Source organism: Nocardia vinacea (genome assembly GCF_035920345.1).
Lineage (GTDB): Bacteria > Actinomycetota > Actinomycetes > Mycobacteriales > Mycobacteriaceae > Nocardia > Nocardia vinacea_A.
In genome coordinates this window covers 4,107,407-4,122,281 of sequence record NZ_CP109149.1, presented here as the reverse complement: position 1 = coordinate 4,122,281, position 14,875 = coordinate 4,107,407, and the positions used below count along the sequence as shown (strand labels likewise).

12 protein-coding genes and 1 pseudogene are annotated in these 14,875 nt (G+C 67.0%); 7 read left to right on the top strand and 6 right to left on the bottom strand.

All coding sequences use genetic code 11. The features are described 5' to 3' along the window. Positions 1-62: 62 nt before the first annotated feature. The 3 genes from OIE68_RS19340 (at position 63) to OIE68_RS19330 (ending at position 4,999) form a co-directional block, all read left to right on the top strand. Positions 63-2,192, top strand: a complete 2,130-nt coding sequence (locus OIE68_RS19340) for an ArnT family glycosyltransferase (RefSeq protein WP_327100757.1) — start codon at positions 63-65, stop codon at positions 2,190-2,192. Between the two features lie 2 nt (positions 2,193-2,194). Beyond that, positions 2,195-4,285, top strand: a complete 2,091-nt coding sequence (locus OIE68_RS19335; protein WP_327100756.1) for an ArnT family glycosyltransferase — start codon at positions 2,195-2,197, stop codon at positions 4,283-4,285. A 255-nt stretch (positions 4,286-4,540) separates the two neighbouring features. Beyond that, entirely contained in the window at positions 4,541-4,999 is a 459-nt protein-coding gene (locus tag OIE68_RS19330; RefSeq protein ID WP_327100755.1) for a MarR family winged helix-turn-helix transcriptional regulator, read from the top strand. Here OIE68_RS19330 and OIE68_RS19325 read toward each other — a convergent pair whose 3' ends face one another. Continuing rightward, positions 5,000-6,532: an AMP-binding protein gene (locus OIE68_RS19325; RefSeq protein ID WP_327100754.1), complete on the bottom strand. Its 1,533-nt coding sequence runs from the start codon at positions 6,530-6,532 to the stop codon at positions 5,000-5,002. Between the two features lie 148 nt (positions 6,533-6,680). Here OIE68_RS19325 and OIE68_RS19320 point away from each other — a divergent pair, with 148 nt between their 5' ends. Next, positions 6,681-7,397: an enoyl-CoA hydratase/isomerase family protein gene (locus OIE68_RS19320; RefSeq protein WP_327101726.1), complete on the top strand. Its 717-nt coding sequence runs from the start codon at positions 6,681-6,683 to the stop codon at positions 7,395-7,397. 13 nt (positions 7,398-7,410) lie between these two features. On the opposite strand, the gene OIE68_RS19315 is transcribed toward OIE68_RS19320, so the two are convergent. Next, entirely contained in the window at positions 7,411-8,325 is a 915-nt protein-coding gene (locus tag OIE68_RS19315) for an LLM class F420-dependent oxidoreductase (RefSeq protein WP_327100753.1), read from the bottom strand. A gap of 72 nt (positions 8,326-8,397) precedes the next feature. Between OIE68_RS19315 and OIE68_RS19310 the strand changes: the two genes are divergently transcribed. Continuing rightward, the gene (locus tag OIE68_RS19310) at positions 8,398-10,341 is read left to right on the top strand and encodes a nitrate- and nitrite sensing domain-containing protein (protein WP_327100752.1); all 1,944 of its coding nucleotides are present in this window, start codon (positions 8,398-8,400) and stop codon (positions 10,339-10,341) included. A 7-nt stretch (positions 10,342-10,348) separates the two neighbouring features. Here OIE68_RS19310 and OIE68_RS19305 read toward each other — a convergent pair whose 3' ends face one another. From OIE68_RS19305 to OIE68_RS19290, 4 genes are read right to left on the bottom strand one after another with little or no spacing between them, the layout of a single operon-like run. Further along, positions 10,349-10,558, bottom strand: a complete 210-nt coding sequence (locus OIE68_RS19305) for a hypothetical protein (RefSeq protein WP_040700338.1) — start codon at positions 10,556-10,558, stop codon at positions 10,349-10,351. Between the two features lie 10 nt (positions 10,559-10,568). Beyond that, positions 10,569-11,459: an NAD(P)-dependent oxidoreductase gene (locus tag OIE68_RS19300; RefSeq protein ID WP_327100751.1), complete on the bottom strand. Its 891-nt coding sequence runs from the start codon at positions 11,457-11,459 to the stop codon at positions 10,569-10,571. Beyond that, complete coding sequence (pcaC, locus tag OIE68_RS19295; RefSeq protein WP_040700335.1) at positions 11,452-11,847, bottom strand: 4-carboxymuconolactone decarboxylase; 396 nt, start codon at positions 11,845-11,847, stop codon at positions 11,452-11,454. The genes OIE68_RS19300 and pcaC overlap by 8 nt, the downstream gene beginning before the upstream one ends. Before the next feature lie 21 nt (positions 11,848-11,868). Beyond that, positions 11,869-12,702, bottom strand: coding sequence for an NAD(P)-dependent oxidoreductase (locus OIE68_RS19290; RefSeq protein WP_327100750.1), 834 nt, complete (start codon positions 12,700-12,702; stop codon positions 11,869-11,871). A gap of 86 nt (positions 12,703-12,788) precedes the next feature. Here OIE68_RS19290 and OIE68_RS19285 point away from each other — a divergent pair, with 86 nt between their 5' ends. Beyond that, positions 12,789-14,366: a methylmalonyl-CoA mutase family protein gene (locus OIE68_RS19285; protein ID WP_327100749.1), complete on the top strand. Its 1,578-nt coding sequence runs from the start codon at positions 12,789-12,791 to the stop codon at positions 14,364-14,366. Continuing rightward, a pseudogene (locus tag OIE68_RS19280) lies at positions 14,366-14,743 on the top strand (cobalamin B12-binding domain-containing protein); the annotation flags it as partial. The gene OIE68_RS19285 and the pseudogene OIE68_RS19280, both read left to right, overlap by 1 nt. Positions 14,744-14,875: the final 132 nt, after the last annotated feature.

Below are 14,875 nucleotides of genomic sequence, written 5' to 3'. Positions count from 1 at the left end.
CACACAGCGAACTCACAGTTACGACAGAGCTTGCAACTACGTCGGGCCGCGACGATCAAAGCATGACGACAACATTGCTGGGAGCTCCTGCCGCCGCGGCGGCCGAGCCATCGGATGCGCGGTCATCCGGGCGCGGCCCGCTGTGGCGGCGGGTATCGCTCGCGGTGCTGCTCAGCGCGACAGCACTGCTGTATCTGTGGAATCTCGGTGCCAGCGGTTGGGCCAACGACTTCTACGCCGCCGCGGTGCAGGCCGGATCGCAGAGCTGGAAGGCGATGCTGTTCGGTTCCAGCGATGCGGCCAATGCGATCACCGTCGACAAGACCCCCGCAGCGCTTTGGGTGATGGATATTTCGGCGCGGCTGTTCGGCTTCAACTCCTGGAGTCTGCTGGTGCCGCAGGCGCTCGAGGGCGTTGCGGCGGTCGCGGTGCTGTATGCGGCGGTGCGCCGCGTCAGCGGTCACTGGGCTGGGATGCTGGCCGGTGCGGTGCTGGCGCTGACACCGGCGGCGACACTGATGTTCCGGTTCGACAATCCGGACGCGCTGCTGGTGCTGCTGCTGACCGTTGCGGCCTATTGCGTGCTGCGGGCCATCGAAAAGGACAGCGGCGCTTGGTGGATGCCGCTGGCCGGTGTCGCGGTCGGCTTCGGCTTCCTGGCCAAGATGATGCAGGCGTTCCTGGTGCTGCCCGCGTTCGCGCTGGTGTATCTGCTCGCCGCGCATGCGCCGCTGCGCACCAGGATCATTCGATCGGCCGCCGCTGTGCTTGCGATGGTGGTATCCGCAGGATGGTATCTGGCGCTTGTCACGCTGTGGCCCGCGTCGTCGCGGCCCTATATCGGTGGATCTCAGCACAACAGCGTGCTCGAATTGGCGTTGGGCTACAACGGTTTCGGCCGGTTGACCGGTAACGAGACCGGTGGCCTCGGGAACCTGAATTTCGACGTCGGCTGGGCCCGTTTGTTCGGTTCCGAAATGGGCGGCCAGATCGGCTGGTTGCTGCCCGCCGCATTGATCCTCGGCGTTGCCGGACTGTGGCTCACCCGTCGGGCCCCGCGCACCGATCCGACCAGGGCGGCATTATTGCTGTGGCTGGGCTGGCTGATCGTCACCGGCGTGGTGTTCAGCTACGCCAATGGCATCCTGCACCCGTACTACACGGTGGCGCTGGCACCGGCGATCGCGGGCGCAATCGGGGTCGGCGCGAGCTTATTGTGGCAGCGCCGCAACGATATTCGGGCGACGGTGATGCTGTCCGGTGCGCTGGTGGTGACGGTCGTGCTGGCCTGCGTCCTGCTCGCACGGACCCGCGACCGGCTGCCGTGGCTGGGGCCGGTGGTCGCGATTGCCGGTGTCGGAGCGGCGGCATTGCTGCTGGTGGTCGGTCGGTTGCCGAAGGCCGTTGCGACTGGTGTCCTCGCGGTCGCCATGGCCGTCGGCTTGGCCGCACCCGGTGCCTATTCACTTGCCACTGCGGCGACTACACACAGCGGTGCGATTCCGTCCGCAGGACCAGCCGGGGCGGGCCGGTCCTTCCCGGGCGGCGGGCGGCCCGGCGGCACTGACGGTGGCGCGGGTGCGCCGGGCCGCACTGACGGTGGCGCGGGTGCGCAAGGTGGCGCCACGGGTGCGCAGGACGGCACTGCGAGTGCGCTAGGCGGTGGCGCGGGCGGATCGACCGGGACCGGCGGTGGCGCGGGTGTATCGACCGGGACCGGCGGTGGCGCGGGTGCATCGACCGGGACCGGCAGTGGTGCGGGTGCGCCAACCGGCATGGGCGGAGGCAGTAGCGCGGGTGGCGGTGCCCCGATGGGCGGAATGTTCGGCGGTATCACACCGGGCGCGAACCTAACCGCGGCACTGAGCGCCGACGCCGACAACTACACCTGGGTCGCCGCCGTCGTCGGCTCCAGCAATGCCGCCGGATACCAACTGGCCACCGGTGATCCGGTCATGGCCCTCGGCGGCTTCAACGGCACCGACCCGGCACCCACGCTGTCGGAGTTCGAAGACTATGTGGCCCAACACAAGATCCACTACTTCATCAGCGCCCAGATCATGGGCGGGATGCGCGGATCCGGGAGCGGCGGCAGCCAGGCCGCCAGCGAAATCGCGGCCTGGGTCGAGGCCAACTTCACCGCCCAGACGATCGATGGCGTCACGGTTTACGACCTCACCGCCACTCACTGACCATGACTACACGAGAGGGACTCGATATGACCATGACCGATGCGCCGCCCGTGCGGCACGCCCAACCAGCGGGTCCGCGGCATGCGGACACGCGTCCGAAACGATCGACTCGCTGGCTGTTCGGCCCGCCCGACCAGCCGCGGTGGGCACGCCCCGGATTGTGGACCTTGCTCGCGGCCACCGCCGTCCTCTACCTGTGGGGACTCAGTAAATCCGGTTGGGCCAACGACTTCTACGCGGCTGCGGTCCAGGCAGGCACGCAGAGCTGGAAGGCGCTGCTGTTCGGTTCGCTGGATTCGGGTAACGCCATCACCGTCGACAAACCGCCCGCATCGCTGTGGGTGATGGGCTTGTCCGGCAGGCTGCTCGGTTTCAGTTCGTTCTCCATGCTGCTGCCGCAGGCACTGATGGGGGTGGCGTCGGTCGGACTGGTGTATGCCGCGGTGCGCCGGTGGAGCGGCCCGGCGGCCGGATTGCTTGCGGGTGTGGCTCTGGCCGTGACTCCCGTTGCGGCACTGATGTTCCGGTTCAACAACCCGGACGCACTGCTGGTGCTGCTGCTCGTCGTCGCCGCGTATTGCACGGTCCGCGCCACCGAGCGCGGCAGCGGCCGCTGGCTCGCATTGGCCGGTGTGGCAGTGGGATTCGGCTTCCTCACCAAGATGATGCAGGCCTTCCTGGTTCTTCCCGCGCTCGGACTGGTGTTCCTGGTCGCCGCACCGATCGGTTTCTGGCGTCGTATCGCCAAGCTGCTCGGCGCTTTTGTCGCAATGGTGATTTCGGGTGGCTGGTTCGTCGCCCTGGTCAGCCTGTGGCCCGCTGCTTCGCGCCCGTACATCGGCGGCTCGACCGACAACAGCCTGCTCGACCTCGCGCTCGGCTACAACGGTCTCGGCCGTGTCCTCGGCGGCGAAGGCAACGGCGGTGGTGGTGGCGGTGGTGGCGGTGGCAACACCGGCTTCGGCGGCAGCACCGGGATCACCCGCTTGTTCGGCGATTCGATGGGCACCGAAATCTCCTGGCTGCTGCCCGCCGCCCTGATCGGTCTGGTGGCTGGTCTGTGGTTCACCCGGCGCACGCCGCGGACCGGACGCACTCGCGCGGGCCTGATGCTGTGGGGCGGTTGGCTGCTCGTCACCGGTGTCGTATTCAGCTACATGCAGGGCACCATGCACCCGTACTACACCGTCGCCCTCGCCCCGGCGATCGCGGCGCTGGTCGGTGTCGCGGTGGTCGAATTGTGGCGCGGTCGCCAATTCGTCACGGCGCGTATCGCACTCGCGGCCATGTCCGCCTCGACCGGTATCTGGAACTTCATCCTGCTCGATCGCACACCCGACTGGTACCCGGCACTGCGCTGGATCGTGCTGATCGGTTCGATCGTGGTCGCGGCCATCGTCGCGGTCGGCGCACACCAGCTCGGCAGGTTCACCGCCGTCGTCGCGATCGCCGGACTGCTGTTCGGCCTCGCGGGGACCACCGCGTACGCGATCGAGACTGCGTCAACCGCGCATTCCGGTTCCATTCCGACCTCCGGCCCGGCTGTCGCGGGTAAGGGGATGGGTATGGGCGGACCGGGTGGCGGCGGGGGAGCGGCCCCCGATGGTTCCGGCGAATCAGGAACCGGCGCACCGTCATTCGACGGCACGGCACCTGGACAAGCGGGTACCGAGCAGACCGGTACCGAGCAGACGGGAACCGACGCGACCACCAACCGTGACGGCGGCGGACCGGGCGGCTCGAATTCGTCCAACACCGAACTGCAGCAGTTGGTGCGCAATACCGACACCCGTTGGGCCGCAGCGGCGGTGGGCTCGCAGTCGGCGAGCGGCCTCGAATTGTCCACCGGCGCTTCGATTATGGCGATCGGCGGTTTCACGGGCGGCGACAATTCACCGACGCTGGCGCAATTCCAGCAGTATGTCGCCAACGGCGATATCGCCTACTTCATCGCGGGCGGCGGCATGGGCGGTGGCCCCGGCGGCGGATCCAACAGCAGCGCAAGCGAAATCACCGCATGGGTCAAGGCGCACTACACCGCCATCACGGTCGGCGGCACGACGGTCTACGACCTGAGCCAGCCCACCTCCTGACTCGCCCCAACCGGAGGCGCGCCTGCCCTGAGCAGGCGCGCCTTTCGGGGGTTCCCGCGCGCAGGCGGGCGACCGCGCAAGCTGCCGCTGCGTTCTCGATCGCGCATAAGTCGTGGCCGGCCGCCCACCTTCGCTGAGCCCAGTAAACATGAGGCGTGTATAATACATACTGCGTGTAGTATACATGTATGGGTATGCGCCCTGTGTGATACACAATGCGTCATTGGTGACGCGCGCATCGGCGGAAGGGTCGGGATGGACAAGCCCACGCATTTGATCGAATTCGAGACCATGCTGCTCGGGCGGTACAGCCTCGCGTCTCGGCGTGGTGCCAGTCGCATGGACCGCAGCGCGTACACCCTGCTCAACCGGCTGCACGGGGAAGGGCCGATGTCCATCGGTCAGCTCAGCGACGCACTGGGGTTGGAGGCGTCCACGCTGCGTCGGCAAACCGCCGCGATGATGCGTGCGGGGCTGATCGAGCGGATCCCGGATCCCGAGGGCGGCATGGCTCGACTGTTCCGCATCACCTCCGAGGGAAGTAGCCGACTCGAATCCGACCGCACGCAGAGCGTTCGCGATCTGGACACCATCATGGCCGACTGGACGCCCGACGATGTCGCCGCCTTCGCCGCCTATCTCGAACGCTTCAACACCGATATCGAGCGCTACCACGGCCGTCCGTGGCCGCGGCATTCCATCATCAGCCACTGATCACGCCTCGCGCAGGCTCTGCCGGATCCGGTACTTCTGCACTTTGCCGCTCGGGGTGCGCGGAAAGTCCTCGACCACCACGAGCTGTTCCGGCCACTTCTGCTTGGCCAGGCCCGCCTCCGCGAAATGCGCTTGCAGATCCGCGAGCGTCGGGGCGTCCGAACCCGGGTGCAGGCGCACCACCGCGGCCACATGCTCGCCGAGTCGAGCATCGGGCGCGGCGACGGCAACGGCCTCGGCGACCGCCGGCATGGTCAGCAGGACCTCCTCGACCTCGAGCGCGCTGATGTTCTCACCGCCGCGGATGATCAGGTCGGAGGTGCGGTCGGTAATGGTGAGGAACCCGTCGTTGTCGAGTACGCCGATATCGCCGGTGTGATACCAGCCCTCGTCGTCGAAAGCCTTCGCGGTGAGCGCCTCGTCGGTGTAGCCGAGACACAGATCCGGTCCGCGGCTGAGGATTTCGCCGTCCTCGGTCAGTCGGATCTCGATGCCGGGCTGCGGATCGCCGTCGGTGTAGAGCCGTTTGCCCTCCGGGGCGGTGCAGTCGGAGGCGGTGATCGAGGGGTGTTCGGTGCTGCCGTAGGAGCGGTAGACGATGAGGCCGAGTTCGTTCAGCCGCTCGGTGACCGAACTCGGCACCGAGGCGCCGCCCATGCCCGCGTACTTCATGTGCAGCAGATGTTCGGCGGTGAAGTCGGGATGGTCGACCAGGCTGGTCAGGTAGTAGGGCACGCCGCCCGCGACGGTGATGCCGTAGTTGGTCATCAGGGTCAGGATCTGGGCCGGATTCCAGGTGTCGACGAGGTTGACCGCGATGCCGTCGCGGATCGGGATGAGGAAGGCATTGAGCATGCCGATGAAATGGCCGACCGGCGCGGCGGTGATCTGCGGGCCGAGGTCGGCCGGGTAGTGCTCGGCCAGCTGGCGGGTCTCGCAGCCGAGGGTTTGATGGCTGTGGATCACGCCCTTGGGCGCGCGGGTAGTGCCCGAGGTGAAGGCGATCAGCGCCGGACCGGCCGGGTCGACCTCGACGACCCCGGTGAACGGCTCGTCATCGAGCAGATCGTCGAAGGTGCGTCCGACGACGCCGACGATCGGCACATCCGCGTAGACGGCCGGGTCGTAGTCGATCGAACCGAATCGGTCGGTGGTGACGAAGGCGCGCGGACGCACCGCGCCCAGAATGTAGCCGACTTCCCGTGGTCCGTAGATGTGCACGATCGGAACCACGGTCGCACCGAGAAAGGTTGCGGCCCAGAAGGTCGCGGCGGCCTCCATCCAGTTGGGCAGCTGGAAGGCCACCACATCACCGGGACCGACTCCCCGCTTGTGCAAGCCCTTCGCCAGTCGGCGGGCGACCAGTTCGACGTCACGGAAGGTTCCGGTATAGGGCCGGACCGCCGAATGCACGCGGAACCGGGCATCGGGTGCGGCGGCCAGACCGCGGGCCAGCAGATCGCCGAGCGAATCGCGGTTCCACCATCCTTCGTCTTCGTACCGTTTGACCAGTTCGGCGGGGATTGTGCGCATATGGACTCCAAGTACCCGGCGCGCGGGCACGAGTCGGCCACACCCGCGGCGCGGTCGGGCGGTTACGGGATGAGTGTCGGGGGCTGCCGCTCCGAATATACTATTCTCCTGAAAGTAGAATGCCAATATCTTGATCGGAGAACTGACAATGGTGGAACTCGAGCTGAGCGACGGGCTTGCGGTCGTCACCATCGATCGCCCGCAGGCGCGCAATGCCATCGCGCCGGAGACGATGGACCAGCTCGAGAAGGCGCTCGATGCGGCCGAGGGGGCCCGGGCGCTGGTTATCCGTGGCGCGGGGGACAAGGCGTTCGTCTCAGGGGGAGATCTCAAGCAGCTCAGCGCGATTCGTACCCTCGAGGCCGCCGAGCAGATGGCCTGGCGGATGCGGGGCATCTGCGATCGCCTCGCGGACTTTCCCGCTCCGGTGATCGCCGCAATGAACGGCCACGCCTTCGGTGGTGGCGCCGAAGTCGCGGTCGCCGCGGATATCCGGGTCGCCGCCGACGACATCAAGATCGCGTTCAATCAGGTCGCGCTGGCGATCATGCCGGCCTGGGGCGGTGCCGAGCGGCTCGGCGCGCTGGTCGGTCGGAGCCGAGCGCTGCTGCTCGCGGGTTCGGGAACCGTGCTCGACGCCGCCGAGGCCGAACGCGTCGGCCTGGTGGACCGGGTGCTGCCCCGTGCGTCGTTCGAGGAAGGCTGGCTGGCACTGGCTCGCTCGCTGGCCAACGCGCCCGCGGGTGAGATCAAGCGGGTGCTGTCCGGGGTTTCCCCGGCCGAGGCGGTGAATGCCTTTGCGCGGCTTTGGGTTTCGGACGAGCACTGGGCGGCGGCGGATAACGTGCTGAGCCGGCCGCGATGATCGGCGGCGAAGCCTAGGATTCGGGCGCGGTCAGGTAGGTCGCGCCGAATTCCGAGATGAAGTCGAATATCGCGCCGGGCTCGCGGGTGCGACAAGAGACGACGATCCAGTCGACACCGGCCTTGGCCAACGCCGCGAAGGCTTCGCGGTGCCGGTCGGCATCCACCGCCGGGGTGGCGATGCTCGCGTCGGGGTAGGAGTACACCAGATCGATATGCTCGGATCGGTCCGCGTCCTGGGCCGCCGATCGCACCTCGGCCATTTTCGCGGCGAGCTGGTCGAGCGTGCCGAGTTCGGGTGTGCGGGCGGAGGTGCTCAGCTCCGCGCCGCCGGTCATCGGGATCCAGCCCTGTGCGCGTGCGGCGACCCGGCGGCGGCTCAGCTTCGAATTGCCGCCGATCCAGATCGGGATCGGATTCTGCACCGGCCGCGGCCGGGCGATCACATCGCGGGCGCTGAAATAGCGGCCCTGATAGCTGAACGGCTCGCCGCTCCAATGCAGTGGCAGCACGTCCAGCGCCTCGTCGAACAGTGCGTTGCGCTCATCGAAATCGACTCCGAGGGCGTGGAATTCGCTCTTCTGATAACCCGTGCCCAGACCGATGATCGCGCGCCCGCCCGACAGTTTGTCCAGCGTTGCAGCCGCCTTCGCCAGCAGGAACGGATTGCGGTAGGGCAGCACCGCGAGATAAGTGATCAGCCGCAGACGTTCGGTCACACCGGCGACATAGCCGAGTGCGACGAACGGATCAAGCGTCTGATGTCCACCGGAAGCCAGCCATCGGGCGCCGGGAACGGGGTGCTCGCTCAGTGACAGTCCGTCGAATCCGGATCGTTCGGCCGCGATCGCCACGTCGTGCAGTGCGCCGACATCGAGCATGTCACCGTCGTAGCCGGTGGTCTCGGGGTAATGCAGGATAAATCGCATCGGGTCCTCCGTGTGCCTGGGTCGGCATGGATCAAGAATGTCATTCTCGAATATGTAAGTTATATTATCGCGATGGTGAAGGCTCGATTCCGTGGGATCCGGACACGGATTCTTGTCATTGCGCTGGTACCCAGCCTTGTGCTGATCTGCCTCGGGGTGGGTACGTCGATCTACCTGTTCAATGACGGGCGACACGCCGAGGACTTCGCGCGCACGCTGGACACGCACCTCACTCCCACGCGCGAATTGGTCCTGGCCGTGGAACAGGAGCGACTGCTGTCGGTGTCCCAGCTGGCAGGCGGGGTCATCGATCCCGGTGCGCTGGTCACCGCTCGTATACGGTTCGACTCCGCGCTGAAGTCGCTGGCAGTCACCGAAGTCGCGTTGCAACGTGTGGGCGGCAGCGCGATGGGAAACACGGTGGCGGCCTTCGACGAGTTGAAGGCTCGGTTACCGGAGCTGCGCAGTGCCATCGATTCCGGTCGGCTACCGATCGCCGACGCCTACGACTTCTACAGCCGACTATTGGACGGCATGGACCAGGGTTCGGCAACGATCGGACAGTTTGCTCCGGACGCGGCCTCCGGCGCCGACCTCGCCCGAAATATGGGTCTGCTGCACGTGGTCGAATCCATGTCGCGCGCCAGCGCGTTGACCACGGCTGTCGTGCACCCGCAGAATGTGTCGCCGACCCTTTTCGCCGAATACCGCAACCTGGTGAGCTACTACCACGTCGAGATCGCGCGATTGGCAACCGTACTCGACGCCGCCAACGCGCAGCGCATAAAGGACCTCACCGCTTCCCCGGCCTGGCAGCAGGTCAGCGCTATGGAGAGCGCCATCGTCGAGGCGCGGCCCGTAGGTGCGCCGCAGTTGCCGATGAGCGTCGCGGAGTGGCGCGCAGCCGCGGACGAGGTGAGCCAGCAGTTGGTGACACTGTGGGTGGGGCACGCCAAGCAGGCCCAACAGTACGCCGCCGATGCGGGTGCCCGGCACGCTCGCAACTCGTTGCTGGCCGCGGGCGTTTTGGGTGCGGTCGCTGTACTGGCGTTCCTGTTGTCGCTGTGGCTGGCCAACCAATTGATCGGACGACTCAAACGGTTGCACTCGGAAACACTTGCGGTGGCCGAGGTTCGGTTGCCGCAGACGTTGCGGCGCCTGAACGAAGGGGTGCGGATCGACCCGGAAACCGAAGCCGCACAGTTGGATTTCGGTAACGACGAGATAGGTCAGGTCGCCCAGGCTTTCAATCGGGCGCACGGCGCGGCGGTCGCGGCCGCGGTCACCGAGGCGAATACCCGCGAGGGTGTGCGCGCGGTATTCAGCAATATCGCCCACCGCAGCCAGATCGTCGTGCACCGACAGTTGGAGATCCTCGACGCGGCCGAACGGCGACAGGAGGATCCGGCACTGCTGGAAACGCTGTTCCAGCTCGACCATCTCGCCACCCGCGGGCGCCGCAATGCCGAGAATCTGATAATTCTCGGCGGCGGCCGCCCGGGTCGACAGTGGCGACGTCCGGTTCCGCTCGGGGAGCTCGTCCGAGGTGCGATCGCGGAAACCGTTCAATACGCACGGGTGTTCACCGGCGCCGGACTGCCCTCGGTATTCGTCAACGGTGCGGTGGTGGCCGATCTCATCCATCTACTTGCCGAACTGGTCGACAATGCGACCGCGTTCTCGCCACCGCAGTCGCGCGTGGATGTCACCGGCAATCTGATCGGGACGGGCGTTGTCGTGGCGATCAGCGATCAGGGCATGGGTATGTCGGATTCAGAACTGGAGCGGGCCAACGAAGTGCTCGCCGCCCCACCGGATTTCAGCGTCGCGACACTGTCGTCGGATTCACGGCTCGGGCTGTTCGTGGTGGCCCGGTTGGGGATTCGGCACGGCATCTCGGTGCGCCTGACCGAATCCGACTACGGGGGCGTTCGCGCCGTCGTTGTGATCCCGACGGCGGTGCTGGCCGCGGAGAATGCCGGCATTGCCGCGCCGACCGCCGTGCAACGGTGGTGAATCCGAGTCAACTGGACCGGGCGTCGGTCATCGTGGTCAGCGCCACCGGGCCGCTCCACCCGCACGGCTGCCCGCAGGTGGCGACGAGTTGCGATTCGGTGGCGCCGTCGGCGAAGGTCTGGATCATCGCCGCGGCGGTGGCGGAATAGCCGCAGCGCGGGCATTTGCCGAAGTAATGGAGCACGTCGACGACCGAGAATCGTATGGGCGTATTCATGGTGTAGGCCTTAGTGTTCTGCGGACTGCGCGTCCGCCCAGCGCGCGATATCGGTTTGGTCGGCGCTCGGACCAAGGTCGGCCGCGGCGCGCGTCCACAGCTCGACGGCGCGTTCGCCGAGTGCGGCCGGTATGCCGAGCGAGGCCGCCAAGTCGGTGGCGATGCGCATGTCCTTGAGCATGAGTGCGAGCGCGAATCCGGAGTCGAAGGTTTCCGGCAGAATCGCCTGCGGGAACTTGAGTTCGGTTGCGGCACTGCGGCCGCTGGCGGCATTGATGGTCTCCACGATCACGGCGGGGTCCAGGCCGAAACGGCGTCCGGCCGCGACCCCCTCGGCGGCGGCGAGCAGGTTGACCGCGGCGAGCAGATTATTGATCGCCTTGACGGCATGACCGGCCCCCGATGCACCTATGCGCCGTACCTTGCCCAGCGGCGCCAGCACCGAAACAATTTGGGCGACAGTGTCTTCCGGGCCCCCGACCATGATCGTCAGGGTACCGTCCGCCGCCCCGCGCACGCCGCCGGACACCGGTGCGTCGACCAGCGTGATCCGACGCTCGGCCAATGCGGTGGCCAGCCGCCGCGTCGACACTGGTTCAGATGAGCTCATATCGACCACGATCGCGTCCGAGGCCAGGGCGGCCAGGACCTGCTCGTCACCGAGTACCGATTCGACGACGGCGGAACTGGGCAGCATGAGAATCAGGTGGGTGGCTCCGGCGGCGGCTGCGGCGGCGCTGGTCGCGACTCGTCCGCCGACCGCGGCCAAGCCTTCGCGGGCATTCTCGGACGGGTCGAATCCTGTGACGTCGAAGCCCGCCGCCACCAACCGCCGCGACATGCGCGCGCCCATGGTGCCGAGGCCGAGGAAGGCGATGTGCCTGGTAGCGCGTTCAGGCATCAGCGTGCTCCTGCAGGATCGGTCCGGCGATTCGGAAGGCTTCGACTCCGGCCGGGACACCGGCATAGACCGTCGCGTGCAGCAGCACCTCCCGGATCTCGTCCGGGGTGACGCCGTTGGTCAATGCGGCGCGCACGTGCGTGGCGAATTCTGTGGAACGGTTGAGCGAAGTCAGCATTGCCAGGGTGATCATCGACCGGGCCCGGCGGTCCAGGCCGGGGCGGGTCCACACCGCACCCCAACAGTATTCGGTGACCAGATCCTGCAGCGGCTCGGAGAAGTCGGTGGCGGCCGCCAGCGCCCGGTCGACGTAGTCGGCGCCGACGACCTCGCGGCGGACCTGTAGTCCGGCCTCGTAGCGCGGCCGTTGGTCGGGATCGATTGTCATATCCGGCAATCCTTTCGGCGATCAGTCGAGGAACAGGTCCGGTGTCGGGTGCGCGCCGCCGCCGTAGCGGGACAGGTCCTCGACGCCGCCGAATCGCGCCAGTGCCTCGGCGTCGATGAAGCAGTTGCCGGTGATCTCCCGCGCGGGCTGGGACACGATCTCGACCGCGGCGTCGGCCATGATCTCCGGACTGCGCGCGGCCGCGAGTTGATTCGTGCCGTCGTCGAGGTTGGCCACCGCGGAGGTGGCGATGAAGGTCTCGGGCCACAGGCAGTTGAATGCGATTGCGGCCTTGGCGTATTCGACGGCCCAGCCCTGCGACAGCAGCGTCATCCCGTACTTCGACAGCGTGTAGACCGGGTGCGCGCCGAGCCAGCGCGGGTTCATATTCACCGGTGGCGCGATGGTCAACACATGCGGGTTGGCCGAATTGCGTAGGTGTGGCACGCAGGACTGGGTCAGCAGGAAGGCGCCGCGGATATTGATGTCCATCATCAGATCGAACTTCTTGGGTGACAACCGCTCGGTCGGCTCGGTCGCGATGGCGCTGGCATTGTTGACGCAGATATCGATGCCGCCGAAGCGTTCCAGCGCGGTGCCCACCACCCGCTGCACATCCTCCTCGCGGCGCACATCTCCCACCACGGCGGCCGCCTTGCCGCCCGCGGCCTCGATTTCGGCGGCCGCCGTGTAGACGGTGCCGGGCAGCCGTGGATGCGGTTCGGCCGTCTTGGCCAGCAGCACCACGTTGGCGCCCCGGCGGGCGGCGGCGACCGCGATGGCCAGTCCGATACCGCGGCTGGCGCCGGAAATCACCATCGTGCGGTCGGTCAACGGTCGGTGCTGCTCGGGCATCGTGCTCCTCGGGAAACGGATTGTGAGAACTCACTCGCTTCAGATGGTATTGGCATTCTCTTTTTTGGCAAGTAGCGTATTCACTGATGAACGACCAAGTGCAGACCTCGTCCGGTATCCCGCTCGAGCCGGTCTATGGACCGGAAGACCGGCGTGCCGATCCGCCCCAGCCGGGCGCATATCCCTTCACGCGTGGCAACTTCGCCTCCGGCTACCGGGGTCGGTTGTGGACGTTCCGGCAGTACTCGGGCTTCGGCACCGCGGAGGAATCCAACCGGCGCTACCGGTATCTGCTCGACCAAGGCGGCACCGGACTTTCGGTGGCGCTGGATCTGCCGACGCAGTGCGGCTACGACTCCGACGATCCCGAGGTGAGCGAGGAAGTCGGCCGGGTCGGCGTCGCCGTCGACACGCTCGCCGACGCCGAGGTGCTCTTCGACGGCATCCCGCTGGACAAGATCAGCACCAGCTTCACCATCAACGGCACCGCGGCGATCCTGTTGGCGTTCTATGTGGCAGCCGCGGAGAAAAAGGGCGTGCCGCGGGAAAAGCTCACGGGCACCATCCAGAACGACATCCTCAAGGAATACGCCTCGCGTGGCACCTGGATCTGGCCGCCGGAACCGTCGCTGCGGTTGATCGCCGACACAATCGAGTTCTGCGCGGCCGAGGTGCCACGGTTCAACGCGATCTCGGTGGCGGGCGCGCATTTCCGCGACGCCGGGGCGACCGCGGTGCAGGAGATGGCCTTCACCCTCGCCGACGGCGTGACCTACTGCGACACCGTAGTGGAACGCGGCCGGATGACGATCGATCAATTCGCGCCGCAGATCTCGTTCTTCTTCTACACCCACGGCGACTTTTTCGAGGAGATCGCGAAGTACCGTGCGGGTCGGCGTCGTTGGGCCACCCTGGTGCGCGAGCGCTACGGCGCGAGCACGGATAAGGCGGCGATGTTCCGGTTCGGCTGTGTCGCCGGCGGCGCGTCGTTGTACGCGCCGCAGGCCCAGAACAATCTGGTGCGGGTCGCATACGAGTCGATGGCTTCGGTGCTCGGCGGGGTGCAGTCGATGTTCACCGCCGCGTGGGATGAACCGTTCGCGCTGCCGAGCGAGGAGTCGGCCACGCTAGCGCTGCGAACCCAGCAGATCCTCGCCTATGAGACCGGTGTGACGCGGGTGGCCGATCCGCTCGGCGGCTCCTACTTCGTCGAGGCGCTCACCGACGCCACCGAGGCCCGCATCGTCGAGATCATGACCGATCTGGAGCAGCACGGTGGCATGGTGCGCTGCATCGAAGACGGGTATCTGCAGGGGCTGATCGCCGACGAGGCCTATCGGCTGCATCAGGAGGTGGAGTCGGGTTCGCGTCCGGTGGTCGGAGTGAACCGATTCGTCTCCGACGAGCCCGCACCCGATATCGGCACCTACGAACTCGACGCCAAGGGACGGGAATTGCAGCTCGAGCGCCTGGCTCGGGTGAAGTCCGAACGCGATCCCGCTGCGGTGCGTGCCTGTCTCACCGCTTTGTCGCATGCCGCCGAAGGAGACGGAAACCTGATGCACAATCTGATCGACTGCGCCAACGCGTACTGCACGGTGGGCGAGATGACCGCCGCACTGAAATCGGTATGGGGCGAATTCCAGCAGCCGGTGGTGTTCTGATGCCCGCACGCGTACTCGTCGCCAAGCCGGGGTTGGACGGTCACGACCGCGGCGCCAAGATCGTCGCCCGCACCCTGCGCGATGCCGGGTTCGAGGTCATCTACACCGGCATCCGCCAGCGTGTGGAGGACATCGTGTCGATCGCGTTGCAGGAAGACGTCGCCGTGGTCGGTTTGAGCATCCTGTCCGGCGCCCATGTGTCTATGACGACGCGCGTCGTGGACGCGCTGCGGGCCGCTGACGGCGGGGATATCGCGGTGGTGGTCGGCGGCACCATCCCGCAGGCGGATGTGCCGCGACTACTGGAAGCCGGTGCTGCCGCGGTCTTTCCGACCGGTACCGCGCTGGAGACGCTGGTCACCGAGATCCGCGCGCTGTGCTCACCCACCCCGTCGGCTCCGCCGACTGCCGTCCCCGAGTGCTCACCCACCCCGTCGGCTCCGCCGACTGCCGTCCCCGAGACCGAAACCTCGACGCCGTCGTGATCCTGAGCGGCCGCAGTCGTCTGA